Consider the following 24,038-nt stretch of genomic DNA (forward strand, 5'->3'; position numbering starts at 1 on the left):
CTAACACGCGTTACTTGACGACCTTTAGCGCGGGCTTTCCACCGATGCGCGGCACGTTTGGCGGTGTCGGCTCATCTTCCGGGCCCGTTTCCGCTTCGGCTGGGACCGGCGCAGGTGCCGACTCCGAATCCACCGCGGCCAGCTTGGGCGGCGGATTGTTCTCGCGTTCGGTCGCGGCCTGTGTCGTCGGCGTGCTGCGCTCCACGGGGAATGCCATACCTTGACCGTTCTCGCGCGCATACACGGCGAGCACGTTCTCGATCGGCACCTCGATCTTGCGCGACACGCCGGAGAAGCGTGCGTGGAACGTGATCCACTCGTTGCCCATGTCGAGCTGGCTGGTCGCGTCAAAGCTCACGTTCAGCACGATCTCGTCGTTCTTGACGAACTCGCGCGGCACGTTGGTGCTGTTGTCGACGAAGACAGCGATGTACGGCGTGAAGCCGTTGTCCGTGCACCATTCGTAGATTGCGCGGATCAGATAGGGCTTGGTGGAAGTTTCCGACATGATGAAATCAGTGACCGTTGGGCGCGGCCGCGCGCAGGCTCAGCCCGGGCACGGCCAGCGACCCGGCGGCGATCAGCGGCGCATGACCTTTTCGGACGGCGTCAGCGCTTCAATATACGCCGGACGGCTGAAGATACGCTCAGCGTATTTCATCAGCGGGGCGGCATTCTTGGACACTTCAATGCCGTAGTGGTCCAAGCGCCACAGCAGCGGCGCAATCGCCACGTCCAGCATCGAGAACTCTTCGCCCAGCATGTACTTGTTCTTGAGGAAGATCGGAGCGAGCTGCGTGAGGCGGTCACGGATGGCCGCACGCGCCTTTTCGTGATTCTTCTCGGCGGCCTTGCCCTTCTCGTTCTCGAGCACGGACACGTGCGTGAACAGTTCCTTTTCAAAGTTGAACAGGAACAGGCGGGCACGGGCCCGCTGCACCGGATCAGCCGGCATCAGCTGCGGGTGCGGGAAGCGCTCGTCGATGTATTCGTTGATGATGTTCGACTCGTACAGAATCAGATCGCGCTCAACCAGGATGGGCACCTGGCCGTACGGGTTCATCACCGCGATATCTTCCGGCTTGTTGAAGAGATCGACGTCGCGAATCTCGAAATCCATGCCCTTTTCGAACAGGACGAGGCGGCAACGCTGCGAGAACGGGCAAGTGGTGCCCGAGTACAAGACCATCATGGTTGTAGTTCCTTGGCGCATGGGCCGGGGGCGGCCCGATGACGGTACAACCGTGACGACAAATGACATCGCCACGGCACAAAAAGCGAAAAGGCAAAGGGCTAGAGCCAGTTCTCCACCGGCCTAGCCCTTGCCCGGAAAACACGGATTTTACTTGATGTCCTTCCAATAGGCCGCATTCAGGCGCCAGGCCAGCACGAAGAACACACCAATGAACAACAATACCCACACACCGAGGCGCTTGCGCAGGTTGCCGGCGGGCTCCGCCATCCAGTCCAGATAACTGACCAGATCGGCCACCGCCTGGTCATATTCGACCTTGTTCATCTTGCCTGGCACCGACACCTCAAAGCCGACGAGCTTCTTCTCGGCCTCGCCGTGCTCGGACTTCACTTCGGCGTACTTCGGCACTTGCTGGCCTTGCAGCTCCCACAGCACATGCGGCATGCCGACCTTGTCGAAGACGAGGTTGTTCCAGCCGGTCGGACGCGTGTCGTCACGGTAGAACGTGCGCAGATAGGTGTAGAGCCAGTCGCTGCCGCGCGCCCGGGCAATCACGGAAAGGTCCGGAGGCACAGCGCCAAACCACTTCTTGGCGTCCTCGCGATCCATGGCGATGTGCATCGTGTCGCCGACCTTGTCCGACGAGAACAGCAGGTTCTGCTTGATCTGCTCCTCGCTCAAACCGATGTCGCGCAGACGGTTGTAGCGCATGGCGCTGGCGCCGTGGCAGTTCAGGCAGTAGTTGACGAATAGCTTGGCGCCGCGCTGCAGCGCAGACGTGTCGCTGGACTGGTTGGGCGCCGGATCGAGCGGCACGCCGCCCTCATTGGCCATCACGGGCGCGGCAAACACGAGACCGGCCAAGGCGAAAATCGCAAGCAGCTTTTTCATTCTTGTGTCCTTCATGGGTCCTTGTGCGCGGGCTCTATCAGTGCGGCGTGAACGTGACGCGCTCAGGCACTGGCTTGAAGGTCCCGATCTGGCTCCAGATCGGCATCGCGAGGAAGAACGCGAAGTACAGAATGGTGCCGATCTGCGAAACGATCGAACCGACCGGGCTCGGCGGCTGGATACCCAGGTAGCCCAGCACCGCAAAGGCGATCACGAAGACGATCAGCAGCGTCTTGTGGAAGCCCGGGCGATAACGGATCGACTTGACCGGCGACTGGTCCAGCCACGGCAGGAAGAAGAAGATCACCACCGAGCCGCCCATCACGACCACGCCCCAGAACTTCGCGTCGATGAACGCGAAGCCCAGCGCCAGAATCACGGCCACAGCCACCGCTACGCCCTTGACCTTCATGCTCTTGGAGCGCACGAACAGCAGCCCCAGCATGATTGCGATGAAGCCCCATAGCCACGGCAGGAAGTCCGACGTGGTCGCGCGCAGCATCGAATAGAACGGCGTGAAGTACCAGACCGGCGCAATGTGCGGCGGCGTCTTCAGCGAGTCTGCCGGGATGAAGTTGTTGGCTTCCAGGAAGTAGCCGCCCATTTCCGGCGCGAAGAACACGATCGCGCTGAAGATGAACAGGAACACCGCCACGCCGACGATGTCGTGCACCGAGTAATACGGATGGAACGGAATGCCGTCGAGCGGAATGCCGCGCTCGTCCTTCTTGGCCTTGATCTCGACGCCGTCCGGATTGTTCGAACCCACTTCGTGCAGCGCGATGATGTGCGCCACCACCAGGCCCAGCAGCACCAGCGGTACGGCGATGACGTGGAACGAGAAGAAGCGGTTCAGCGTCGCGTCCGACACCACGTAGTCACCGCGGATCCACAACGACAGGTCCGGGCCGATCAGCGGAATGGCGGAGAACAGGTTCACGATGACCTGCGCGCCCCAGTACGACATCTGGCCCCACGGCAGCAGATAGCCCATGAAGGCTTCGGCCATCAGGCACAGGAAGATCAGGCAGCCGAAGATCCAGACCAGCTCGCGCGGCTTACGGTACGAGCCGTACAGCATGCCGCGGAACATGTGCAGATACACGACGATGAAGAACGCCGACGCGCCGGTCGAGTGCATATAGCGCACCAGCCAGCCCCACGGCACCTCCCGCATGATGAACTCCACGCTCGCATAGGCCACGGGGATGCCGGCGGCGTTGAGCGTGCCGTCGGGCTTGTAGTTCATCACCAGGAAGATGCCCGTGACGATCTGGATCACCAGCACCAGCAGCGCCAGCGACCCGAAGAAATACCAGAAGTTGAAATTCTTCGGCGCGTAGTACTCGGACAGATGCGCCTTCCACAGCTCCGATGCCGGGAAGCGTGCATCGATCCAGCCCAGCAGCCCGGTTGTCTCCACCTTCTTCTCGGCCATGATCAAGCCTCTCCTTTCTCGTCTTTACCGATCACCAGCTTCGTGTCGGACAGGAACATGTACGGCGGAACGTCGAGGTTCTGCGGCGCGGGCTTGTTCTTGAACACGCGGCCAGCCAGGTCGAACGTGGAGCCATGGCACGGGCAGACGAAGCCGGGGTCTCCGGCAAGCTGCACGTTGGCACCTGCGGGAAACGGACCGGACGGGGAGCAGCCAAGATGGGAGCAGATGCCGACCACGACCAGCAGGTCTTTATGCTCGGCACGAGAGCGGGTTTCGTTCTTGCAGTAGTCCGGCGTCTTCATGGTGAAGGGCACGTCGGACTTGGGGTCGGCGACTTCGTTATCGGTCTTCTTGAGCGATTCCAGCATGTCGGGCGTGCGTTTGAGCAGCCAGACCGGCTTGCCGCGCCATTCCACCACCTTCATCTGGCCCGGGGCCAGGTCGCTCACGTCCGCCTCTACGGGCGCGCCCGCTGCACGGGCTTTTTCAGATGGTGCGAATGTGCAAACGAAAGGGGCCGCAACTGCAACCCCTCCCACACCACCAGCCACGGACGTCGCAATCAATAGATTGCGGCGACCCTTGTCCACGTTTTGCTGGTCACTCATTCAAGACCCCAGGGTGAGAAATCAAGATAGATTCGCGTCAACCAAAAATTATACCCGAGCGTACCTAGCCAACGGTAGCGGTCGCGGGGGGCGTCCGTTGCGGATATAGTGGACGCACCGATTGCCCGCCAGCCCAGTCCAGGCAAGGCTTCGGCATGTCTCTTGCAACCTCGCTTTCAACAATTCAGGTCAACCGTTCGCTAGCTTGACCGTTTGTCTCGAATCAAACAATCCGGAGAAAACCGATGGCACTGATGCAAGACTTCAAGAAATTCGCGATGCGCGGCAACGTGATCGACCTCGCAGTGGGCGTGATCATCGGCGCGGCGTTCGGCAAAATCGTCGATTCGCTTGTCAATGATCTGATCATGCCGCTGATCAGCCGTATCGTTGGCAAGCTGGATTTCTCGAATCTGTTCATCCAGCTCGCAGAGGCACCCGCGGGCGTGCCTCATACCTTGGTTGACCTGAAGAAGGCCGGCGTACCAGTCTTCGCCTACGGCAACTTCATCACCGTGGCGGTCAATTTTCTGATTCTGGCGTTTATCGTGTTCTTGATGGTGCGCGCCGTCACGCGCGTGATCGACGCCAACCCGCCGACGGCCCCCGCCGAAACGCCAGAAGACATCCAGCTGCTGCGCGAGATTCGCGACAGCCTCAAGAACAAGTCGTAATTGGAGCGGGCTTCACACCGGATTCGGGATATCGATGAAGGTGTGACGTACGCCAAAACGCTCGGCGAGATGGTTGCCGAGCGCCCGAACGCCGCCGCGCTCGGTGGCGTGGTGGCCGGCGCCGATATAGGCCACACCCGATTCACGCGCCAGATGCGTGGTCTGCTCCGACGCTTCACCACTCAGATACACGTCCACACCGGCGGCCACGGCGGCACCAAACCAGCCTTGAGCACCGCCCGTGCACCAGCCGACGGTACGCACCGAACGGTTGTCGTCGCCGATCACGAGCGGCGCCCGATTCAGCTTTGCCGACACCGTCTGCGCGAAAGCGCCTAGCGTGGTCGCCTCGGGAAGCGCGCCAATCCAGCCCAGTTCATCGTCGCCGAACCGGCCTTGTGGCGTGATGCCGAGCAATGCGCCCAACTGCGCGTTGTTGCCCAGATCAGGGTGCGCATCGAGCGGCAGGTGATACGCGAACAAGTTGAGATCGTGCGCCAGGAGTGGCTTCAGGCGCGCATGCTTTTGGCCCACGACACGGCCGTCCTCACCCTTCCAGAAGTAACCGTGGTGCACGAGGATGGCGTCGGCACGCGCTTCGATGGCGGCCTCAATCAAGGCCAGGCTGGCCGTGACCCCCGTCACGATGTGCGTAACGGTTTCGCGCCCTTGCACCTGTAGACCGTTGGGGCAATAGTCCCGAAAACGGGGCGCCTGCAACAGGTCGTTCAAGTACAATTCAAGTTCTTTTCGATCCATTTGGACTCAATTTCGCTCTATGTTGCGCCGCTTTTGGCTGTTTTTTGCGCAAGCCGTCACGGTCGTCCTGGCCGTCTGGTTTGTGATCGCCACGCTCAAGCCTGATTGGCTGCAGCGCGGCAAGGTCGCAGTGCAATCCGGCTCGCCCATCGTCGCGCTCAAGGAAGTCGCGCCGATCGGCCACGGCGGCACCTCCAGCAACTCCTACGCGGAAGCCGCCAAGGTCGCGATGCCGGCGGTGGTCAACATCTTCAGCAGCAAGAACGCGCCGAAGCGCGGCAGCAATCCTCAAGCCAGCGCAGATCCGTGGTTCCGCTTCTTCTTCGGCGACCGCGCCCCTGAGCAACGCCAGGAACCCACGGCCAGCCTCGGCTCAGGCGTGATCGTCAGCTCGGAAGGCTACATTCTAACGAACCACCACGTCGTGGACGGCGCCGACGAAATCGAGGTCGCCCTGACCGACGGCCGCAAGGCCAACGCCAAGGTGGTCGGCTCCGATCCGGAAACCGACTTGGCCGTCCTCAAGATCAACCTGCCGAATCTGCCCGCCATTACGCTGGGCCGGCTGGAGAATGTGCGCGTCGGCGACGTGGTGCTGGCCATTGGCAACCCGTTCGGCGTGGGCCAGACGGTGACGATGGGTATTGTCTCCGCGCTGGGCCGCAGCCATTTGGGCATCAACACCTTCGAAAACTTCATCCAGACCGACGCCGCGATCAACCCCGGCAACTCGGGCGGTGCGCTCGTCGACGCTGACGGCAACCTCCTCGGGATCAACACGGCGATCTACTCGCGCTCGGGCGGCTCGCTGGGCATCGGCTTCGCGATTCCGGTCTCGCTGGCCAAGCAGGTGATGGAGTCGATTATCTCGACGGGTAGCGTGGTCCGCGGCTGGATCGGCGTCGAGCCGCAGGATGTGACGCCGGAAATCGCCGAGTCGTTTGGCTTGTCACGCAAGGATGGCGCGCTGATTGCCGCCGTGGTCCAAGGCGGCCCAGCGGACAAGGCAGGCCTGCGCCCGGGGGACATTCTCAACAGCGTGAACGGAGAGCCGATCCTGGATACGACGGCGCTGCTCAACAGCATCGCGCAGCTGAAACCCGGCGCGGAAGCCAAGGTGACCGTGTCGCGCAAGGGCAAGGCAGTGGAACTGACCATCGTTGTTGGCAAACGGCCCGCGCCTACGCGTCGCAACGTGCCGATGCCCTCGCAGGACGACGAAGAACCGCAGTAAAACGCAGGTTTCGGAATAAGCAAACGGCGGCCACATGTGCCGCCGTTTTTTATGCCCGTACGCTGAGCGTCAAGCCGACTCGTTGGCTAGGAAAGGGCCACTTTGGCTGCATTCCCTGCTCAACGGGCAATCGATCCAACGTACCAACAGCTGCGCTACGTACATCGAGCTACCCTCGCCCCCGCACCTTCGCCGCCTGCCCTGAACGTATGCCGCGGTAAGGCAACAAGCGCCGCTCGCCCCCGCTTCGCCGGCACCCCTATCTCACCCGCTGAAGCTCGCATGCCAGCCAAGCCGACTCGCGGCACCGTTTCAGCCATGCATGTGCGCTGCAAATCGTCCACACAAAGAAAAACGCCGACCCCTTTCGGGATCGGCGTTTAACCGTTTAATTTGATGCGCCCTTATGAGCGCGTCAAATTAGAACTTGTGACGCAGGCCAACCGTAGCGCCGAACTGGTTGTTGCTGTTGTTCGGGCCCGAGAACACTTGGCTGCCGTTCGTCAGCGTCGTGCCAGCGTAGCTAGCGTCGTTCAGGCCGATCACGCCCAGACCCGAGCCACCGCTGTTCTTAGCATAGGCCAGGTTGAAGTACGCGTCGGTGCGCTTCGACAGAGCGTAGTCGGTGCCGACCACGAACAGCCACGGGTTGCCCGTACCGCTGTTCTTGAACTGTTGGTAGTAAGCCGTACCCGTCAGCGACAGAGCCGGAGTAGCTTGGTAACCCAGGCCAGCCCAGTACAGGTTCGAACGCAGGTTGCCGTTGCCAGCAACAGTTGCGTAGTTAGCCTTGTACCAACGGTAGCCAGCGTACAGCTTGGCCGGGCCGAAGGCGTACGTGCCAGCGATCGTGGCGCGTTGTTCCTTGTTGTCGCTACCAACGGTCGTCGAGTTGGTTTGGTCGTACACTGCGCCGATACCCAGCGGGCCGCCAGCGTAGTTAGCACCCAGGCTCCACTCACGGCCGGTCTTGTTGCTGCCAGCGACTTCGTTGCCGTTGTAGTTGAACGAGTACAGAGCCGAGACGCTCAGGCCACCGAACGTACCGATGTACTTGACGGAGTTGTCAGCACGGCCAGCGAAGAACTGGTCTTGCGAGGCCAGCGAGTAACGCGTGGCGATTGCCATCGGGTCATAGATCAGCGAGAAGTCGTACAGCAGGTTTTGCTGACGACCCAGGGTCAGTTGACCCCACTGGCCTTGCAGACCGACGTAAGCGTTACGGCCGAACAGACGACCACCTTGACCCGACGTGCCGGTGTCCAGGTTGAAGCCGCTTTCCAGGTTGAAGATACCCTTCAGGCCACCGCCCAGGTCTTCAACGCCACGCAGGCCCCAACGCGAGCCCGACAGGCCGCCCGAATCCAGGCCAAAACGCGAGCCGCTCGAACCAGCGGTTGCGCCCGGCACCTTGTTTGCGTAGGTCAGACCAGCGTCGACCACGCCGTACAGGGTCACGGAGGATTGTGCATAGGCGCCACCGGCGGCCAGAGCTGCGACAGCAGCTGCAAACAGTTTCATCTTCATATCGACACTTTCCTTGTCAACTGATTGGGAAATCTTGACTGTCCTTATGGACGACGCAGATACCTCACGTCTGACCGCATTATGTGCCAGCGTTGACGGATTCCGGAAACCCTTTCTGGCTCTGGGCCGCGATTTGCGGCCAAGTTGTTGCTCATGGGCAACACGCGCCGAACCCCTCGGGAAGGGGGGCGCAACCCGCTTTTTGCGCGGTGGCACAGGGGCTGGCGGGCGATTGCGCCCCCTTTCCCGCGCACCAAATTTGGCAATCGACAGCCGCTGCGATTTGTCGCCTTCGCGCCACGTTATGACGATAAGTGACTTTTAATTCTCTTTTATCGACCAAGGGCGGCGCGCCATCTCTTCAGGAAATCGGCACGGCGGAGCTGATCTTGATGGGCGAGTAAACCCGGGCCGACCGGAATGGGCCGATGCGTATTGCCAAGCTCGGCGAGCAGGCGCTTCGCAGTGAGCCCTGTCTCAACGTCCTGGCGCAGCGAAAACAGGAACGCGCGGTCCGCCATCACGCTCTGGCCATCGCGCGAGAGCATGAAGTCGAGCCAGAGACGCGCGGCATTCGGGCGGGCAGCGCGCCGCGCGATAAAGGCGACCCGCGTCGCGACCAGCGTGTAGTCGGTGGGCATCTTGATGGCCAGCGCTGGATTGCGATCGGCGTAGCGCGCGGCATAGGAACCGATCACGTCGTAGGCGAGCAGGCTTTCGCCCGAGGCGACGCGCTCCAGCATCGCGGCCGTGGTGATGTACAGGTTGACGTTGACCCCACCCAATGCCTTGGCAACATCCCAGAACACCGGCGTTGTGCGCGCATCTTCGGCGGCGAAAAGGAAGGCTGAGCCGGAGTGCTCGATGTCGTACGAGGCGACGCGCCCGCGCAGCAAGTCCCGATGGCCATTCAGAATGCGCGCGAAGTCGGCGTGAGTGGAAGGAATCAACTCCGCCGGCAACTGGCGCGCGTTGTAGACGAAGACGACCGGCTCGTAGCTCGTGCCGTACGCCTCGTTCTTCCAGATGGCCCACGACGGCAGGTAAGGCCGCTCGGGCGAGGCATACGGGAGTGCGTGCCCGTCGTTCACCAGCTTGAACTGCTCGGGCATGGCCGAACTCCAGACCACGTCGGCGCCGGGTGACTTGGCGGCGAATTCCGCGAGGAAGCGGCGGTAGAGGTCGTCGCTGTTCTGCTCGCGGTAATCGACGGTGATGCCGGGGTAGCGCGTTTCAAAGGCGCGGATCAGCGGGTACGCGGCCGAGAAATCCGTCGTCGAATACACCGTGACACGGCCTTCGCGGCGCGCGGCGTCGACCATCGCGCCGTAGTCGCGCGGATAGTACGACGGCAGCTCCGGCGTCGATCGCGCCAGCCACTGGGCATGCGCCCCTCGCGCAACCACGCCGCTTGCAGCCAGCAATGCGGCGGTCTGACAAAGCCAGCGGCGACGGGAATTTGGGATGGACGACATGCCGGTTGAAGCGCTACGGGAGCCGCATCCCGTAGACAGGGAGATCGAGATGCGAGCGCCACGCATTATCATGAAAAAGTAGTCAGAACGATATTGAGAGACACCCGATGCGGATTTTGCTGGTGGAGGATGAGGACGAATTGGCGGCCTGGCTGGCGCGCGCGCTGGCACAGAGCGGCTTCGTGATCGAGCGTGCTGCCGATGGCGTCATCGCGGAAGCCTTCCTCGGCTCCGGAGAATTTGATGCGGTGGTGCTGGACCTGCGCTTGCCGCGCAAGGATGGCTTTGCCGTGCTGGCCGACATGCGCGCGCGTGACGACCGCACGCCCGTATTGATCCTCACGGCGCAGGGCGCGCTGGATGAACGCGTGCGCGGGCTCAATGCCGGCGCGGACGATTTCCTCACCAAGCCGTTCGCGCTGTCCGAGCTGGAAGCGCGGTTGATGGCGCTCATCCGCCGCAGCCGCGGCCGGGCGTTCCCGCGTCTGCGTTGCGGGCCGCTGGAGTTCGACACCGGGCGCAAGGCATTCCTGCTGTCGGGCGAGCCGTTGGCGCTCACCCCGCGCGAGCACGCCGCCCTGTCGGCACTGCTGCACAAGACCGGCCAGCCGATCAGTAAGGTGCATTTGTTCGACAAGGTCTTCAACCTGGACAGCGATTCGAGCCCCGACGCAGTGGAGGTGGTCGTGCACCGCCTGCGCAAGAAGCTGGCGGGCATGGGCGTACAGATCGTCACCGTGCGGGGACTGGGCTACATGCTCGAAGCCGGCGACGGTGAAACGCCAGCCGCGGGCGACAGCAGCGCATGATGCAGCGGCTCGCCCGGCTCCGGCTGCCGCGCAGCCTGAAACTCACGCTGCTCTGGTTGCTCCTGCCGGGGCTGGTGGGTGTGCTGGCCATCGACATCGTCTCGGCGTACCAGGCGCTGCGCGGCGCAACGGATCGCGCGTATGACCGCGCGCTGCTCGGCTCGGTGCGCGCCATCGAAAACGGCGTGACGATCGAGCGGGGGCAAGTGCAGGTCAACGTGCCGTACGTGGCGTTGTCCATGTTCGAATCGACCGCGCAGAGCAACGTCTATTACCGCGTCGCTTTCGAACCCTTGCCGGGCAAGGCGCCCGAAGCCGCGCTGACCGGTTACGACGATCTGCCGCTGCCCGCCCGGCGGCTGGAAAACGACACCCCGCTCTTCTACGACGCGACATACCACGACGAGCCCGTGCGCGTGGCCGCCGTGGCCAAGCCGCTGTATCAGCCGGGGCTGCCGGCGCGCATCGTCATTCAGGTGGCGGAAACCATCGAGACGCGGCGCGCGCTGCAGCAGGCGGTGTGGCGCGGTACGCTGCTGCGCGATGCGGCGCTGGTGGCGGTGAGCGCTGCGCTGCTGTGGCTCGGCGTGACCGTGGCGCTGCGGCCGCTCAATCGCCTGGCACGCAGCATCGGCGTGCGCGCATCGGACGACCTCCGGCCGCTGGACGCCACCGATGTGCCCGCCGAAGTGCGCCCGCTGGTGGAGGCGATCAACCACCACATTCATCGCTACGCCGAACTTGCGGAGGCGCAAAGCCAGTTCCTTGCCGATGCGTCGCACCAGTTGCGCACGCCGCTGGCCGTGCTGCTCACGCAAGCCGAATACGCGCTGCGCGAGACCGACCCGGCGCGCGTGCGTGAAAGCCTGTCTGCCATCATCGCGCGCCTGCAGTCGACGAACCGGCTGACCACGCAACTGCTGGCCCTCGCCCGCGCACGGCATGCGGGACAGGATGCGCCGGCTGAAACCTTCGACTTGGGTGAATTGGCGCGCGACGTGGTGGTCGATGCGCTGCCGTTGGCGCGCGAAAAACAGCAGGATCTCGGCTGGGATGACGGCGGCCTCGTCATGACGCTGCCCGTCATCGGCTATCCGGCGTTCCTGCGCGAGGCGCTCTCGAACCTTGTGCACAACGCCATCCGCTACACGCCGGCCGGCGGCCGTGTCACCGTGCGCGCCACGGCTGACGGCAATACCGCACTGGTCTGCGTGGACGACACCGGGCCCGGCATGAGCGCCGAAGAGCGCGCGCATGCGTTCCAGCGTTTCCGCCGCGCACACGAGGGCGGAAGTCGCTCGGGTAAACCCAAAGACGCGCCCAAAGATGCCCGCTATGCCGCTGAGGGCTCCGGCCTCGGTCTGGCCATCGCACGTGCCTATGCAGCGCGTAGCGGCGGGCAAATCGAATTGGCCGACGGGGAGCCGAACGAACACGGCGGCGTCGGTTTGTCTGCGCGGATTCGCGTACCGCTGGCAGCCTCCGCTGCGTCTGCCGAACATGCTGCGACGCAGCAGCCGCAATGAAAGCGTGACGAAAGCGCGCGATTTCTATAATCCGCCGCACCGGGGGCCATCCGCCCGAGCTACACGCACCACGCCATAAGTAGCCGGCCCCACACCATCACAAGCAAACAGGAGACAAACCCATGCTTCGTGGCCGCTTTACGCCCGCGCACGCCGCTCTCGCTTCCATTGCCGCTGCCGCACTGACCCTCAGCACCGCCGCCGTCGCGCAAGTCCCGGCCGGCTATCCCGCCAACTACGCCGACACCATCGCCGCCGCCAAGAAGGAAGGCAAGGTGGTCGTGTACGCGACGACCGACACCAAGGCCGCCGATCCGCTGATCAAGGACTTCGAGTCGCTCTACCCGGGCGTGAAGGTCGAGTACAACGACATGAACAGCAGCGAGCTGTACAACCGCTTCATCAGCGAGCAGGCTGCCGGTGGCGCCTCGGCTGACATGATGTGGAACTCGTCGATGGACTCGCAGCTCAAGCTGGCGCAGAGCTACGCGATGAAGTACGACTCGCCGGAAGTGCAGAACCTGCCGAAGTGGGCTGTCTACAAGGGCCTGGCTTACGGCACCACGTACGAGCCGGCCGTGTTCCTGTACAACAAGCGCCTGATCAAGGACAGCGAAGTCCCGCAGACGCACGCCGACTTCGCCAAGCTGGTGGCCAGCCAGCCCGAACGCTTCAAGAACAAGGTCACGACGTACGACATCGAGAAATCCGCCGTGGGCTTCATGATGGCCGCGCAGGACAACGTCGACTCGCCGCAGTACTTCGACTTCGTCAAGGCCGTGGGCCCGAACCTGGTGCTGCAGTCCTCCACCGGCACGATGATGGAGCGCGTGGCCTCGGGCGAAAACCTGGTGGCGTACAACATCCTCGGTTCGTACGCGATTGCACGCGCCAAGAAAGATCCGTCGATCGGCATCGTCTATCCGAAGGACTACACGCTGGTGGTGTCGCGCGTGGCGATGATCGCCAAGAAGGCGAAGAACCCGAACGCGGCCAAGCTGTGGCTGGACTACATCCTGTCCAAGCGCGGCCAGGAAATCCTCGCCAACAAGTCGGATCTGCACTCGCTGCGCGAAGACGTGACGGGCGAAGCCACCGCCGCCGGCCTGAAGAAGATTCTGGGCAACACGATCAAGCCGATTCCGGTGGACGAATCGATCCTGGCGTTCCTGGAACCGAAGAAGCGTCTGGATTTCATCAAGCAATGGCGCACCGCCGCCGGCCGTTGACCTGATCCGCTGATCATCGGCACTCCACTCATCTGACCGACCTGCCGGCGCCATCCGTACCTGGCGCCGGCTTCTTCTGGAGGCACCATGCGTTCTCTAGCGCAAGACCGTGCCGCCGTTCGCCAAGTCTCTCCCAAGCGCTCGCCCTGGACGCGTGTGGGACAGGCTTTGCCGCGCGGCGTGGTCATTCTGCTTACCGCGCTGGCGATTTTCACGCCGCTGGCGCTGATCTTCTACCAGAGCTTTCTGTCCGCGCCGTTCTTCATGCCCGACGCGCTGGCCGGGCTGGATGCGTATCGCTTCATCTTTACCGATTCGGATTTCTGGCACGCCTTCGAGAAATCCGCCGCGCTGGCGTTCGGCCTGGCGGTGATCTCGGTGCCGCTGGGCGGCATCCTGGCATTCCTGATGGTGCGTTCGGATCTGCCCGGCCGCCGCATTCTCGAACCGCTGCTGATGATTCCGGTGTTCGTCTCGCCGATGGTGCTGGCGTTCGGCTACGTGGTGTCCGCCGGCCCCGTGGGCTTCTACACGGTGTGGTTCAAGGGCCTGTTTGGCGGTGCGCCGTGGAACGTGTATTCGTTCACGAGCATCATCATCATTGCCGGCCTGACGCATGTGCCTCACGTGTATCTGTACGTCTCGTCGGCGCTGCGCAGCCTCGGTTCGGACGTGGAAGAAGCCGCGCGTATCGCGGGGGCATCGCCGCTGTCGGTGGCACTCAATGTGAGCCTGCCGATGGTGCGCCCCGCCCTGCTGTACGCCGCCGTGCTAGTGACGTTCCTGGGCTTCGAGGTGTTCGGCCTGGTGCTCGTGCTGGGCGATCCGGAAGGCCACCTGGTGCTGGCCACGTATCTGTACAAGCTGACGAACAAGCTCGGCACGCCGGCGTATCACCTGATGGCCGCCGTGGCGGTCTGCCTCGTGATGGTGACGTTCCCGCTGGTGCTGCTGCAGCGCTACATGCTCAAGTCGGCCAACCGCTTCGTCACCGTCAAGGGCAAGGTCACGCGCAGCCGCCCGCTTCCCCTGGGCAGCTGGCGCTGGCCGGCGTGGGCGGTGGTGGTGCTGTGGTTCTTCGTGACGGTGGTGGTGCCGCTCTCGGGTATCGCCCTGCGCGCCTTCGTGTCGAACTGGGGTGAAGGCGTGTCGCTGGTGGAGGCCTTCTCGACCACGGCGTTCCAGCAGATCTTCGCGCAGCCGCAGTTCCTGCGGGCGATGGTCAACACGGTGCTGATCGGCGTGATCGGCGGCGCGCTGGCGGTGGGCTGCTACACCTGCATCGGCCTGGCCATGCACCGCAAGCCGGATGGCTGGACGCGCTTCCTCGATTACAGCGTGCTGGTGCCCCGCGCCATTCCGGGTCTGCTGGCCGGCCTGGCGTTCCTGTGGGTGTTCCTGTTCGTGCCGAACTGGATCGAGACCGGACTGACCGACAGCGGCCTGCCCTTCGCCAACTGGATCATCGAAAACATCGTGCCGAGCCTGCGCGACCTGCGCAGCACGATCTTCAGCGTGTGGATCGCCTACACGGTCGTGTGGCTGGCCTATGGCCTTCGCTTGATCTCCGCCGCACTGCTGCAAGTGGGTCCGGAACTGGAAGAAGCCGCGCGCTCGGTCGGTGCCACCCGCGCCCGCACCACGCGCGACGTGACGGTACCGCTCACGCGCTACGGCCTGCTGGGCGCGTGGCTGCTTATCTTCCTGATCTTCGAGCGCGAATACTCGACCGGCGTGTACCTGCTATCGCCGGGCACCGAGACGATCGGCTCGATGCTGGTTTCCCTGTGGGCGGGCGGCGCCATCGATATCGTTGCCGCGCTGTCCTTCGTCAATATCGTGCTGGTGGCCGTCGGCCTCGGCATCGCACTGCGTTTCGGAGTGAAGCTCCATGATTGAACTCACTGTCAACGACCTGCACCTGCAATACGGCAACAACCCGGTTCTCAAGGGTGTCTCGATGCAGCTGCAGAAGGGCGAGGTCGTCTCGCTGCTGGGCCCGTCCGGTTCGGGCAAGACCACGCTGCTGCGCGCTGTCGCCGGCCTCGAACAGGCCAGCCAGGGCACCGTCAAGATCGGCGATCGGGTCATGTTCGACGGCGCCAAGAAGCTCGACGTGCCGGCCGAAGGGCGCAACCTGGGGCTGGTCTTCCAGTCCTACGCGCTGTGGCCGCACAAGACCGTGGCCGAGAACGTCGCCTATCCGCTCAAGCTTCGCAAGACCCCAGCCGCGCAGATCAAGGAACGCGTGCAAGCCGTGCTGCAGCAACTGGGCCTCGGCCATCTCGGCGAGCGTTTCCCGAGCCAGCTGTCCGGCGGACAGCAGCAGCGCGTGGCCATCGCGCGCGCGCTGGTCTACAACCCGCCTGTGATCCTGCTCGACGAGCCGCTCTCGAACCTCGACGCCAAGCTGCGCGAAGAAGCACGTGCCTTCCTGCGCGAACTGATCGTGCGTCTGGGCCTGTCGGCGCTGATGGTCACGCACGACCAGAGCGAGGCGATGGCCATGTCCGATCGCATCCTGCTGCTGAACAATGGCGTGATCGAGCAGCAAGGCACGCCTGAAGAAATGTACGGTGCGCCGCAGACGCTGTTCACCGCCGAGTTCATGGGCAGCAACAACCGCATCAACGGCAAGATCGCCGAGGTGCGCGACGGCATGGCCCGGCTGGTGGACGAGACCGGAGGTTGGTCGCTGTGGGGCGTAGCGCGCGGCGATCTGAAGCCGGGCGCGTCGGCGCACGGCGTGATCCGCCTGGAACAGGTGCGCGTGGGCGTCGACAACGCCGACAACACCATCCACCTGCCGCTGGCGACGCGCATGTACCTGGGCGACCGCTGGGAATGCCTGTTCCGCGCCACCGACGACAGCGGCGCAACGGGCACAGGCCTGCGCGCCTACTCCGCCAGCGCGCCGAGCGACGGCAAGTACGCGCTGACCTTCCCGCGCGAGCAGTTCTGGCTGTACGCCGCCTAAACGAAGCGGCAACAGCAGATTCATCGGCAACAAAAAAGGCAGCCTCGGCTGCCTTTTTCTTTGGCTGATGCGGGATCGGCCCGTCAGTCCTTCACCACCGGCAAGTGCTCCGGATTGTTCTCCGGTGCCGTGGTGTTACGGATAAAGATGGCCGCCAAGATCAACCCCAGCTCATACAGCAGCCACAGCGGCACCGCCAGCAACAGCTGCGACATCACGTCGGGCGGCGTCACCACCGCGGCAATCACGAAGGCGCCCACCACGACGTAGGGCCGCGCCTGTCGCAGCTTCTCCAGACTCACGATGCCAAAGCGCACCAGCACCATCACGACTACCGGTACCTCGAAGGTGATGCCGAAGGCGAGGAACGTGGTCATGGCGAAGCTCAGGTACTTGTCGATGTCGGTGGACATCTCGGCACCCAGCGGCGCGTTGTAGTGCGCCATCACCTTGAAAACCGTCGGGAACACCAGGAAATACGCAAACGCCACACCGCACAGGAACAACACGTAGGTGCTCACCACCAGCGGCATGATCATCCGCTTCTCGTGCGTATAGAGCCCCGGCGCCACGAACCGCCAGATCTGGTACAGCACCCACGGCAGTGCGATCAGGAAAGCAGCCAGCAGCGTCACCTTCATCGGCACGAAGAACGAACCGGTGACGTCCGTCACGATCATGTGGCCGTTCTTGGGCAACGCCTGAATCAGCGGCCGCGAGAACAGATTGAAAATATCCGGCGCCCAGTAGACCAGGCCCAGAAAGATCAGCAGCACGCCGGCACCCGCCTTGACGATGCGCTCACGCAACTCGACCAGGTGCGAAATGAAGGTTTCCTGCGCGCCGTCCTCGGGCGACTCTTGCGGATCGAGCGGAGCGGCACTCATGTCGGGTGGGAAAGGGGGAAGTCAGGACGCGACACCGCAAACACGGCTCGCGCCCGGAAGATCATTCGAAGAAGGAGCGCGCACGCGACTGTGCGGCAACGATGGGCGGACGGTGACGCTTGACGCGTGCCGCACCCGATTGCGCCCACATGCGCACGCCCTGCTTCTGGCGGTACCACTTGGGCATCGAGAGCTGCTTGTTGCGCCAGCTGTTACGGCCGTTGCGCGACTTGCCCGGCGCGGGGCGCCAGTCCGGCGCGGAGGTCGACGTCTGGGCCGGGTCACCCAGCGCCTCGTTCAGGCGCTCGTTGATCTCGGTCGTGTGCTTGCTGACCTCTTGGTGGATGGTCTGCTCGACATTGCGCGCGGCCTGCTCGAAGTCGGTGCGCATCTTGCGCAACTCCTCAAGCTCGATTTCGCGGCTGACTTCGGCCTTCACGTCGGCGATGTAGCGCTGTGCGCGGCCAAGCAGGGCGCCAGCGGTCCGCGCCACCTTGGGCAGGCGCTCGGGGCCGATGACGACGAGCGCCACCATGCCAATCAGCGCCAGCTTGGAAATGCCGAGATCGATCATCGGTCAGCGCGCGTCGGTGCTCAACCTTGCTTGGACTTGTCGCGCGCTTCGACGTCGATCGTCGTCGAATCGTGCAGCTCGCGCGGCGGCTGGCTGGCCGTCTGCTGCGGTGCTGCGGGCTTGTCTTCCGCCCCTTCCTTCATGCCGTCCTTGAAGCCCTTCACGGCGCTGCCCAGATCCGAACCGATGTTGCGCAGCTTCTTCGTGCCGAACACCATCATGATGATCACCAGCACGATCAGCCAGTGCCAAATGCTAAAGGAACCCATGTCCTACTCCCACGTAAATACGGCTGGCGGCGCCGCAACGATGGCGGCGCCATTGGTTGAGTTTACGGATTTGCGTACATCGGCTTGCTGTCATTCAGATACAGCCAACCTTTCACAATACGATACAGCATCCAGATGCCCAGAGCCCACAGCACGGCAAAGCCGATGAAGGCGACGGGAATGAGCAGCACACCGACCACACCCCACAGTACGCACCACCAGAACGAACGGATCTGCCAACGAAAGTGCGACTCATACAGGGTGCCGCGCACATCGTCGCGCTTAACATACCCGACGATGATGGCAATCAATGCAGTGATACCGCCGGTCAGCCAAAAAATGGCGTAGAGGGCATACAGAATATGCGTCAGGCGACGCAAACCGGCCAGGCGCTCCGCGTCGTCCGTCACCACCACTGCTGCTCCGTATTTGTCCACGCCACCTCCCTGCGACGATTCGCCACCGTGTTCAGTCACCCGCCGCGTCGCGCGCCTGCGACTTGCGCAGCGCCTTTTCTTCCAGACCCGAAAGTCCTTCGCGGCGCGCCAGTTCGCTTACAACATCATCCGGCGTGAGATCGAAATGCGACAGCAGCACCATCGTGTGGAACCACAGATCGGCCACTTCGTAGACGACCTTGCTGCGTGCCTCGTCGGTCATGCCGGCAGCGCGGGCGTCCTTGGCGGCCATGACGGTCTCGGTGGCTTCTTCGCCGATCTTCTTGAGGATCGCATCGTCGCCCTTGTTGAAGAGGCGCGCGATGTAGCTCTTCTCCGGGTCGCCGCCATTGGCGAGCTTGCGGGATTCGAGCACCTCGCCCAGGCGGCGCAGGGTGTCACTCATGATTGTGGCCGGGCTTGCCGGCGTAGATGTCGTCGGGATTCTTGAGCACGGGCTCGACGGTGTGCCAGTCGCCGTCTTCCACATTGCCTTCGAACTTCTGGAAGAAGCAGGCGTGGCGGCCAGTATGGCAGGCGATACCGCCGACTTGTGTGACACGCAGCAGGACCACGTCTTCATCGCAGTCGAGGCGGATCTCGTGCACCTTCTGGATGTGGCCGGACTCCTCGCCCTTATGCCACAGACGCTTGCGCGAGCGCGACCAGAACACGGCCTCGCCCGTTTCCACTGTCTTTTGAAGCGCCTCGCGGTTCATGAAGGCGAACATCAGGACGTCGTTGCTGCCCTGCTCCTGCACGATCACCGGCACCAGGCCGTTGTCGTCCCAGTGGACCTTGTTCAGCCACTTCTTGCTCATAGTCCGATCCGTACTGGAATGCCCTGCTCTGCCATGAATTGCTTGGCCTGGCCGACGGTGTATTCGCCGTAATGGAAGATGCTCGCCGCGAGCACTGCATCGGCGTGGCCTTGCTGGATGCCGTCAGCCAGATGCTGCAGGTTGCCCACGCCGCCCGAGGCGATGACCGGAACCGGCACTGCGTCCGACACGGCGCAGGTCAACTCCAGATCGAAGCCGGCCTTGGTGCCGTCCCGGTCCATGCTGGTCAGCAGGATTTCGCCGGCGCCGCGCTGTGCCATTTCACGCGCCCACGCCACGGCATCCAGGCCCGTGCCTTTCCGGCCGCCGTGCGTGAAGACTTCCCAGCGCGGGGCCTCGCCTTCGGCCGACACCTTCTTGGCGTCGATGGCCACGACGATGCACTGCGCGCCATGGCGGGCGCTGGCGTCCGAAACCAGTTGCGGATTCGCCACCGCCGACGAGTTCATGCTGATCTTGTCCGCACCGGCGTTGAGCAGCCGGCGCACGTCTTCCAGCGCGCGCACACCGCCGCCCACCGTCAGCGGAATGAACACCTGCGAAGCCACCGCTTCGATGATGCCCAACATCAGGTCGCGCCCGTCGGACGTGGCCGTGATGTCGAGGAAGGTGATTTCGTCGGCGCCCTGCTCGTCGTAGCGGCGTGCGATTTCGACGGGGTCGCCGGCGTCGCGCAATTCGACGAAGTTGACGCCCTTGACCACCCGGCCGTTGGTCACGTCCAGGCAGGGGATGATTCGTTTGGCTAGCATGATGAGGCGGGCGCCGAAGCGCCCGTTGTGCACGGCTGGATCAACGATCAGGCCGCGCCGAGTTTGTCCGCAAGGGCTTGCGCTTCCTTGAAGTTCAGGTCGCCCGAATAAATGGCGCGGCCGCAGATCACGCCTTCCACGCCATGCTCTTCGACCGCGCACAGATGGTCGATGTCCTTCAGGTTCGACAGGCCGCCGCTGGCAATGACCGGAATCTTCACCGACTGCGCCAACTTGACGGTCGCATCGATGTTGATGCCCTGCAGCATGCCGTCGCGGCCGATGTCGGTGTAAATGATGCCTTCGACGCCGTAGTCTTCGTACTTCTTGGCGAGGTCCACGACTTCATGGCCAGACAGCTTGCTCCAGCCGTCGGTCGCCACCTTGCCGTCCTTGGCATCGAGCCCGACGATGATATGGCCGCCGAATGCCGTGCAGGCGTCCCGCAGAAAACCCGGGTCCTTGACCGCCGCCGTACCGATGATCACGTACGACAGGCCGTCGTCGAGCCAGCGCTCGATGGTGCCCAGGTCGCGGATGCCGCCGCCGAGTTGCACGGGGATCTCGTCACCCACCTCGGCGAGGATGGCCTTGACGGCCGCCTCGTTACGAGGCTTGCCGGCGAAAGCGCCGTTCAGATCGACCAGATGCAACCGGCGCGCGCCTTGTTCGACCCAGTGCCGCGCCATGGCGGCCGGGTCTTCCGAGAACACGGTGGCTTGATCCATATCGCCTTGTTTGAGGCGCACACACTGACCGTCCTTCAGGTCGATGGCCGGGATGAGCAACATAAGCGTGACGACAGAGTTGAGGGGGAAAAATTAAAAAGGGCGAAAAATGGATTCGATTGCGACGCCACGGCGGGCGTCACGGATTCCAGTGCACGAAGTTCCGGTAGATCTGCAGGCCGGCTTGCGCACTTTTTTCCGGGTGAAACTGTGTTGCAAAAATATTATCCCGGGCGATGGCGCAGGTAAACCGCACGCCGTATTCGGTCTCTCCGACCGATTCGTCGGCATTGGCGGGCCGCGCGTAATAGCTATGCACGAAATAGAAGTAGCTCTGGTCCGGCACCCCTTCCCAGAGGGCGTGGGCACGACTCTGGTGCACGCGGTTCCAGCCCATCTGAGGCACTTTGTACCGTGAGCCGTCCGGCTGCAACTGGCCATCCAGATCAAAGCGGACCACATCGCCTTTGATGAGACCCAGACCTTCGGTGTATTGCTGGCCGGGGCGCGCCTCGGTGCTGCGCTCCAGCAACATCTGCTCGCCTACGCATACGCCGAGCATCGGCTTGCTCCGCGATGCTTCCAGCACTGCGTCGCGCAGGCCGGATTGGTCGAAGGCCGCCATGCAGTCGGGCATGGCGCCTTGCCCTGGCAGCACCACGCGATCAGCGGCGCGGATTTCATCCGCTTGCGCACTGATGCGCACATCGGCCTGGGGAGCAACGGCCATCAGGGCTTGCGCCACCGAGCGCAGATTGCCCATGCCGTAATCGACGATTGCGATCTTAGTCATGACTTAACTTAGGCCCGAAGTACGGGCAACAGGGTTTTCAGCCCATCAACGATGAATTCCACGGCCAGCGCCGCCAGGATCAAGCCCATCAACCGCGTCCCGACGTTGATGCCGGTGCGGCCGATCACACGGGCGATCGGCTCTGCCGCGCGCAACACAATCCAGACCACAGCTGCAATCGCCACACCGACGCCCGCCAGGAGAAACAGGTCCCACCAGTGCTTGGTCTTGCCGGCGTAGACGATGACCGTGCTGATCGAGCCGGGGCCCGTGAGCAGCGGAATCGCCAGCGGCACAACCGCAATGCTGGCCTTGGCGCCGGCCTCGTCCTCTTCTTCGGGCGTCGCCTTGGTGCGGCTCGTCTGCGCATTCAGCATGTTCAGCGCGATCATGATCATGATGATCCCGCCGCCGACCTGCAGCGAACCCACAGAAAACCCGAAAAAGCCGATGATCTGCTCGCCCAGCAACGCCGACAGGCCGATCACAATCGCCACCGAAATCGACGCGACCTTGATGGTGCGGCGCTTCTCCTCATCCGTCTGGCTCTCGGTCAGACTGATGAAGAACGGGATCGCGCCGATCGGGTTGATCAGCGCGAGCAGCGAGAAAAAGCTTTTGGTCAGATCCATCGGATCGGCGGCCGGTTTTGGAGTCGGGTAGGCGCGGCCTGGCCGACGCAGTGATTTACAGGGCGCCCTTGGTCGACGGAATCGTGCCGGCTGCGCGCGGATCGATCTCGACCGCCATGCGCAGCGCGCGGCCGAAGGCCTTGAACACGGTTTCGATCTGGTGGTGCGCGTTGACGCCGCGCAGGTTGTCGATATGCAGCGTCACACCGGCATGGTTGACGAACCCGCGGAAGAATTCGATGGACAGGTCCACGTCAAAGTTGCCGACGCGCGCGCGCGTGAACGGCACGTGGAACTCCAGGCCCGGACGGCCGGAGAAATCGATGACCACGCGCGACAGGGCTTCGTCCAGCGGCACGTAGCTGTGGCCGTAGCGCACGATGCCCTTTTTGTCGCCGATGGCCTTGGCGACGGCCTGGCCCAGCGTGATGCCGACGTCTTCCACGGTGTGGTGATCGTCGATATGGGTGTCGCCGGTGGCCGAGACGTCCAGGTCGACCATGCCGTGACGGGCGATCTGGTCGAGCATGTGGTCGAGGAAGGGGACGCCGGTGTTCAGCGTCTGCTTGCCCGTGCCGTCCAAATCAAGGGCGACGCGGATCTGCGTTTCAGAGGTGTTGCGAGTGACCTCGGCACGGCGGCTCATGGGGCTTCCTGCATCGATGCGACAAAGGCATCGATAAATTGCGCGTTTTCTTCGGGATTGCTGACCGTCACGCGCAGACAGTTGGCCAGCAACGGGTGCATTTTACTGACGTTTTTAATCAGAATCCGCCGATTGAGCAGGCGCTCGAACAAGGCGGCGGCATTCGGCACGCGCAGCAGGATGAAATTCGCCGCGCTGGGGAACACCGTCACGCCCGGCTGCGCCGACAGCACATCGATCAGCTTGGTGCGCTCGGCGCGCAGGGTCGCTGCCTGGGCATCCAGCACGTCCACGTGTTCGAGCATGAACTGGGCGGTCGCCTCGGTCAGCACATTCACGTTATACGGCGGGCGCACCTTGTCCAGTTCGGCGATCCACTTCGGGTGGCCGGCCACGTAGCCGAGGCGGATGCCGGCCAGGCCGAGCTTGGAGACGGTGCGCATCACCAGAAGGTGATCGAAATCGCGCAGGCGCGGCATCCAGCTATGTTGCGCGAACGGCTGGTAGGCCTCGTCGACCACCACCAGGCTCTGGCACACCGGGCCGCGTGCGGCGCGGATGATCGCGTCCATGTCGGCCGCGTCGAACAGGTTGCCCGTGGGGTTGTTCGGATACGCCAGGTAGATGACGGCGGGCTGGTGCTCGGCCATGGCCGCCAGCATCGCTTCTCGGTCCAGCGTCAGGTCCGCCTTGAGCGGTACGCCGACAAAGTTCAGGCCCAGCAGCTGCGCCGACATCGCGTACATCACGAAGCCCGGCAGCGGCGCCAGCACGGTCGCGCCCGGCTTGGCCGCGGCAATGGCGATCAGGCTGATGATCTCGTCCGAGCCGTTGCCCAGCAGCACCTCGGCGCCGGCCGGCACGTGCATCACCTGCTTGAGCTGTGCCTTCAGTGCGTCGGCGGTCGGCACCGGGTAGCGGTTGAGCGCAACTTCGGCCAGGCGCTTGCCCAACGCGTCGCGCAGCATCGCCGGCAGCAGGTACGGGTTTTCCATCGCGTCCAGCTTGACCATGCCGGTGGCGTCGGGCACGTGGTACGCGCCCATGGCGCGAACGTCGTCGCGCACGATGCGGGCGAGCAGGTCATCCAGAGAGGCTTGGGCCGGAGCGGTGGCGGTCATCGTCGTGCGGCG

At 63.5% G+C, this 24,038-nt stretch carries 27 protein-coding genes; 7 read left to right on the forward strand and 20 right to left on the reverse strand.

Annotated features, from left to right (window positions below):
* Positions 1-10: 10 nt before the first annotated feature.
* The 5 genes from ABIC76_RS23815 to petA all read right to left on the reverse strand — a co-directional run bounded on the left by ABIC76_RS23815 (position 11) and on the right by petA (position 4,135).
* Positions 11-508: a ClpXP protease specificity-enhancing factor gene (locus tag ABIC76_RS23815; RefSeq protein ID WP_343548788.1), complete on the reverse strand. Its 498-nt coding sequence runs from the start codon at positions 506-508 to the stop codon at positions 11-13.
* 72 nt (positions 509-580) lie between these two features.
* A complete protein-coding gene (locus ABIC76_RS23820) occupies positions 581-1,192 on the reverse strand; it encodes a glutathione S-transferase N-terminal domain-containing protein (protein WP_004634649.1) in 612 nt (203 codons plus the stop codon).
* A 150-nt stretch (positions 1,193-1,342) separates the two neighbouring features.
* Entirely contained in the window at positions 1,343-2,086 is a 744-nt protein-coding gene (locus tag ABIC76_RS23825) for a cytochrome c1 (protein ID WP_027680211.1), read from the reverse strand.
* Positions 2,087-2,123: 37 nt separating this feature from the next.
* Complete coding sequence (locus ABIC76_RS23830) at positions 2,124-3,527, reverse strand: cytochrome b (RefSeq protein ID WP_027680212.1); 1,404 nt, start codon at positions 3,525-3,527, stop codon at positions 2,124-2,126.
* Complete coding sequence (gene petA / locus ABIC76_RS23835) at positions 3,527-4,135, reverse strand: ubiquinol-cytochrome c reductase iron-sulfur subunit (protein ID WP_009241960.1); 609 nt, start codon at positions 4,133-4,135, stop codon at positions 3,527-3,529. The genes ABIC76_RS23830 and petA overlap by 1 nt, the downstream gene beginning before the upstream one ends.
* Positions 4,136-4,380: 245 nt before the next feature.
* On the opposite strand from petA, the gene mscL reads away from it, so the two are divergent.
* Positions 4,381-4,809 carry a large conductance mechanosensitive channel protein MscL gene (mscL, locus tag ABIC76_RS23840; protein ID WP_027680213.1) on the forward strand — a complete coding sequence of 143 codons (429 nt, stop codon included), beginning with the start codon at positions 4,381-4,383 and terminating at the stop codon, positions 4,807-4,809.
* A gap of 12 nt (positions 4,810-4,821) precedes the next feature.
* On the opposite strand, the gene ABIC76_RS23845 is transcribed toward mscL, so the two are convergent.
* Positions 4,822-5,568: a Nif3-like dinuclear metal center hexameric protein gene (locus tag ABIC76_RS23845; protein ID WP_354535454.1), complete on the reverse strand. Its 747-nt coding sequence runs from the start codon at positions 5,566-5,568 to the stop codon at positions 4,822-4,824.
* Positions 5,569-5,587: 19 nt separating this feature from the next.
* On the opposite strand from ABIC76_RS23845, the gene ABIC76_RS23850 reads away from it, so the two are divergent.
* Entirely contained in the window at positions 5,588-6,802 is a 1,215-nt protein-coding gene (locus tag ABIC76_RS23850; RefSeq protein ID WP_354535455.1) for a Do family serine endopeptidase, read from the forward strand.
* A 420-nt stretch (positions 6,803-7,222) separates the two neighbouring features.
* On the opposite strand, the gene ABIC76_RS23855 is transcribed toward ABIC76_RS23850, so the two are convergent.
* Entirely contained in the window at positions 7,223-8,329 is a 1,107-nt protein-coding gene (locus tag ABIC76_RS23855; protein WP_027680216.1) for a porin, read from the reverse strand.
* 332 nt (positions 8,330-8,661) lie between these two features.
* Complete coding sequence (locus tag ABIC76_RS23860) at positions 8,662-9,804, reverse strand: extracellular solute-binding protein (protein ID WP_343548786.1); 1,143 nt, start codon at positions 9,802-9,804, stop codon at positions 8,662-8,664.
* A 107-nt stretch (positions 9,805-9,911) separates the two neighbouring features.
* Between ABIC76_RS23860 and ABIC76_RS23865 the strand changes: the two genes are divergently transcribed.
* The 5 genes from ABIC76_RS23865 to ABIC76_RS23885 all read left to right on the forward strand — a co-directional run bounded on the left by ABIC76_RS23865 (position 9,912) and on the right by ABIC76_RS23885 (position 16,345).
* Positions 9,912-10,613, forward strand: a complete 702-nt coding sequence (locus tag ABIC76_RS23865) for a response regulator (RefSeq protein ID WP_027680218.1) — start codon at positions 9,912-9,914, stop codon at positions 10,611-10,613.
* Positions 10,610-12,139 carry a sensor histidine kinase gene (locus ABIC76_RS23870; protein ID WP_354535456.1) on the forward strand — a complete coding sequence of 510 codons (1,530 nt, stop codon included), beginning with the start codon at positions 10,610-10,612 and terminating at the stop codon, positions 12,137-12,139. The genes ABIC76_RS23865 and ABIC76_RS23870 overlap by 4 nt, the downstream gene beginning before the upstream one ends.
* A gap of 122 nt (positions 12,140-12,261) precedes the next feature.
* A complete protein-coding gene (locus tag ABIC76_RS23875; protein WP_316885421.1) occupies positions 12,262-13,368 on the forward strand; it encodes an ABC transporter substrate-binding protein in 1,107 nt (368 codons plus the stop codon).
* An 87-nt stretch (positions 13,369-13,455) separates the two neighbouring features.
* Positions 13,456-15,267 (forward strand): ABC transporter permease, encoded by a 1,812-nt coding sequence (locus ABIC76_RS23880; protein WP_354535457.1) that lies wholly within the window; start codon positions 13,456-13,458, stop codon positions 15,265-15,267.
* Entirely contained in the window at positions 15,260-16,345 is a 1,086-nt protein-coding gene (locus tag ABIC76_RS23885; protein ID WP_102067452.1) for an ABC transporter ATP-binding protein, read from the forward strand. The genes ABIC76_RS23880 and ABIC76_RS23885 overlap by 8 nt, the downstream gene beginning before the upstream one ends.
* A gap of 83 nt (positions 16,346-16,428) precedes the next feature.
* Here the strand turns inward: ABIC76_RS23885 and tatC are convergent, their stop codons facing one another.
* From tatC to hisC, 12 genes are all read right to left on the reverse strand, one after another.
* Complete coding sequence (tatC, locus tag ABIC76_RS23890; protein ID WP_009241949.1) at positions 16,429-17,232, reverse strand: twin-arginine translocase subunit TatC; 804 nt, start codon at positions 17,230-17,232, stop codon at positions 16,429-16,431.
* 61 nt (positions 17,233-17,293) lie between these two features.
* Positions 17,294-17,806: a Sec-independent protein translocase protein TatB gene (gene tatB / locus ABIC76_RS23895; protein ID WP_009241948.1), complete on the reverse strand. Its 513-nt coding sequence runs from the start codon at positions 17,804-17,806 to the stop codon at positions 17,294-17,296.
* Between the two features lie 20 nt (positions 17,807-17,826).
* Positions 17,827-18,075, reverse strand: a complete 249-nt coding sequence (gene tatA, locus ABIC76_RS23900) for a Sec-independent protein translocase subunit TatA (protein ID WP_027680223.1) — start codon at positions 18,073-18,075, stop codon at positions 17,827-17,829.
* A 62-nt stretch (positions 18,076-18,137) separates the two neighbouring features.
* A complete protein-coding gene (locus tag ABIC76_RS23905) occupies positions 18,138-18,512 on the reverse strand; it encodes a DUF4870 family protein (protein WP_027680224.1) in 375 nt (124 codons plus the stop codon).
* A 31-nt stretch (positions 18,513-18,543) separates the two neighbouring features.
* Positions 18,544-18,918: a phosphoribosyl-ATP diphosphatase gene (locus ABIC76_RS23910; protein WP_065856222.1), complete on the reverse strand. Its 375-nt coding sequence runs from the start codon at positions 18,916-18,918 to the stop codon at positions 18,544-18,546.
* Positions 18,911-19,333 carry a phosphoribosyl-AMP cyclohydrolase gene (hisI, locus tag ABIC76_RS23915; RefSeq protein WP_027680226.1) on the reverse strand — a complete coding sequence of 141 codons (423 nt, stop codon included), beginning with the start codon at positions 19,331-19,333 and terminating at the stop codon, positions 18,911-18,913. The genes ABIC76_RS23910 and hisI overlap by 8 nt, the downstream gene beginning before the upstream one ends.
* Positions 19,330-20,106: an imidazole glycerol phosphate synthase subunit HisF gene (gene hisF / locus ABIC76_RS23920; RefSeq protein ID WP_037027077.1), complete on the reverse strand. Its 777-nt coding sequence runs from the start codon at positions 20,104-20,106 to the stop codon at positions 19,330-19,332. Before hisF ends, hisI begins: the two co-directional genes overlap by 4 nt.
* Positions 20,107-20,153: 47 nt before the next feature.
* Complete coding sequence (hisA, locus tag ABIC76_RS23925; protein WP_004634607.1) at positions 20,154-20,897, reverse strand: 1-(5-phosphoribosyl)-5-[(5-phosphoribosylamino)methylideneamino]imidazole-4-carboxamide isomerase; 744 nt, start codon at positions 20,895-20,897, stop codon at positions 20,154-20,156.
* Positions 20,898-20,973: 76 nt separating this feature from the next.
* Positions 20,974-21,627 carry an imidazole glycerol phosphate synthase subunit HisH gene (hisH, locus tag ABIC76_RS23930; protein WP_027680228.1) on the reverse strand — a complete coding sequence of 218 codons (654 nt, stop codon included), beginning with the start codon at positions 21,625-21,627 and terminating at the stop codon, positions 20,974-20,976.
* 8 nt (positions 21,628-21,635) lie between these two features.
* A complete protein-coding gene (locus ABIC76_RS23935) occupies positions 21,636-22,259 on the reverse strand; it encodes a MarC family protein (RefSeq protein WP_027680229.1) in 624 nt (207 codons plus the stop codon).
* 55 nt (positions 22,260-22,314) lie between these two features.
* Positions 22,315-22,905, reverse strand: a complete 591-nt coding sequence (hisB, locus tag ABIC76_RS23940; protein WP_004634601.1) for an imidazoleglycerol-phosphate dehydratase HisB — start codon at positions 22,903-22,905, stop codon at positions 22,315-22,317.
* Positions 22,902-24,026 carry a histidinol-phosphate transaminase gene (gene hisC, locus ABIC76_RS23945; RefSeq protein ID WP_354535458.1) on the reverse strand — a complete coding sequence of 375 codons (1,125 nt, stop codon included), beginning with the start codon at positions 24,024-24,026 and terminating at the stop codon, positions 22,902-22,904. The genes hisB and hisC overlap by 4 nt, the downstream gene beginning before the upstream one ends.
* Positions 24,027-24,038: the final 12 nt, after the last annotated feature.

It is taken from the genome of Ralstonia sp. 1138 (assembly GCF_040544795.1).
Taxonomy (GTDB): Bacteria; Pseudomonadota; Gammaproteobacteria; order Burkholderiales; family Burkholderiaceae; genus Ralstonia; species Ralstonia flatus.

What these genes read in the sequence shown, in the direction of transcription:
- hisA (WP_004634607.1), bottom strand. Translation starts at nt 20,897, where the DNA reads ATGTTGCTCATCCCGGCCATCGACCTGAAGGACGGTCAGTGTGTGCGC.
- ABIC76_RS23860 (WP_343548786.1), bottom strand. Translation starts at nt 9,804, where the DNA reads ATGTCGTCCATCCCAAATTCCCGTCGCCGCTGGCTTTGTCAGACCGCC.
- ABIC76_RS23910 (WP_065856222.1), bottom strand. Translation starts at nt 18,918, where the DNA reads ATGAGTGACACCCTGCGCCGCCTGGGCGAGGTGCTCGAATCCCGCAAG.
- ABIC76_RS23885 (WP_102067452.1), top strand. Translation starts at nt 15,260, where the DNA reads ATGATTGAACTCACTGTCAACGACCTGCACCTGCAATACGGCAACAAC.
- hisI (WP_027680226.1), bottom strand. Translation starts at nt 19,333, where the DNA reads ATGAGCAAGAAGTGGCTGAACAAGGTCCACTGGGACGACAACGGCCTG.
- tatB (WP_009241948.1), bottom strand. Translation starts at nt 17,806, where the DNA reads ATGATCGATCTCGGCATTTCCAAGCTGGCGCTGATTGGCATGGTGGCG.
- hisF (WP_037027077.1), bottom strand. Translation starts at nt 20,106, where the DNA reads ATGCTAGCCAAACGAATCATCCCCTGCCTGGACGTGACCAACGGCCGG.
- ABIC76_RS23820 (WP_004634649.1), bottom strand. Translation starts at nt 1,192, where the DNA reads ATGATGGTCTTGTACTCGGGCACCACTTGCCCGTTCTCGCAGCGTTGC.
- ABIC76_RS23870 (WP_354535456.1), top strand. Translation starts at nt 10,610, where the DNA reads ATGATGCAGCGGCTCGCCCGGCTCCGGCTGCCGCGCAGCCTGAAACTC.
- ABIC76_RS23875 (WP_316885421.1), top strand. Translation starts at nt 12,262, where the DNA reads ATGCTTCGTGGCCGCTTTACGCCCGCGCACGCCGCTCTCGCTTCCATT.
- petA (WP_009241960.1), bottom strand. Translation starts at nt 4,135, where the DNA reads ATGAGTGACCAGCAAAACGTGGACAAGGGTCGCCGCAATCTATTGATT.
- ABIC76_RS23815 (WP_343548788.1), bottom strand. Translation starts at nt 508, where the DNA reads ATGTCGGAAACTTCCACCAAGCCCTATCTGATCCGCGCAATCTACGAA.
- tatA (WP_027680223.1), bottom strand. Translation starts at nt 18,075, where the DNA reads ATGGGTTCCTTTAGCATTTGGCACTGGCTGATCGTGCTGGTGATCATC.
- ABIC76_RS23850 (WP_354535455.1), top strand. Translation starts at nt 5,588, where the DNA reads ATGTTGCGCCGCTTTTGGCTGTTTTTTGCGCAAGCCGTCACGGTCGTC.
- ABIC76_RS23865 (WP_027680218.1), top strand. Translation starts at nt 9,912, where the DNA reads ATGCGGATTTTGCTGGTGGAGGATGAGGACGAATTGGCGGCCTGGCTG.
- ABIC76_RS23880 (WP_354535457.1), top strand. Translation starts at nt 13,456, where the DNA reads ATGCGTTCTCTAGCGCAAGACCGTGCCGCCGTTCGCCAAGTCTCTCCC.
- ABIC76_RS23825 (WP_027680211.1), bottom strand. Translation starts at nt 2,086, where the DNA reads ATGAAAAAGCTGCTTGCGATTTTCGCCTTGGCCGGTCTCGTGTTTGCC.
- ABIC76_RS23935 (WP_027680229.1), bottom strand. Translation starts at nt 22,259, where the DNA reads ATGGATCTGACCAAAAGCTTTTTCTCGCTGCTCGCGCTGATCAACCCG.
- hisC (WP_354535458.1), bottom strand. Translation starts at nt 24,026, where the DNA reads ATGACCGCCACCGCTCCGGCCCAAGCCTCTCTGGATGACCTGCTCGCC.
- hisB (WP_004634601.1), bottom strand. Translation starts at nt 22,905, where the DNA reads ATGAGCCGCCGTGCCGAGGTCACTCGCAACACCTCTGAAACGCAGATC.
- ABIC76_RS23855 (WP_027680216.1), bottom strand. Translation starts at nt 8,329, where the DNA reads ATGAAGATGAAACTGTTTGCAGCTGCTGTCGCAGCTCTGGCCGCCGGT.
- tatC (WP_009241949.1), bottom strand. Translation starts at nt 17,232, where the DNA reads ATGAGTGCCGCTCCGCTCGATCCGCAAGAGTCGCCCGAGGACGGCGCG.
- ABIC76_RS23845 (WP_354535454.1), bottom strand. Translation starts at nt 5,568, where the DNA reads ATGGATCGAAAAGAACTTGAATTGTACTTGAACGACCTGTTGCAGGCG.
- hisH (WP_027680228.1), bottom strand. Translation starts at nt 21,627, where the DNA reads ATGACTAAGATCGCAATCGTCGATTACGGCATGGGCAATCTGCGCTCG.
- mscL (WP_027680213.1), top strand. Translation starts at nt 4,381, where the DNA reads ATGGCACTGATGCAAGACTTCAAGAAATTCGCGATGCGCGGCAACGTG.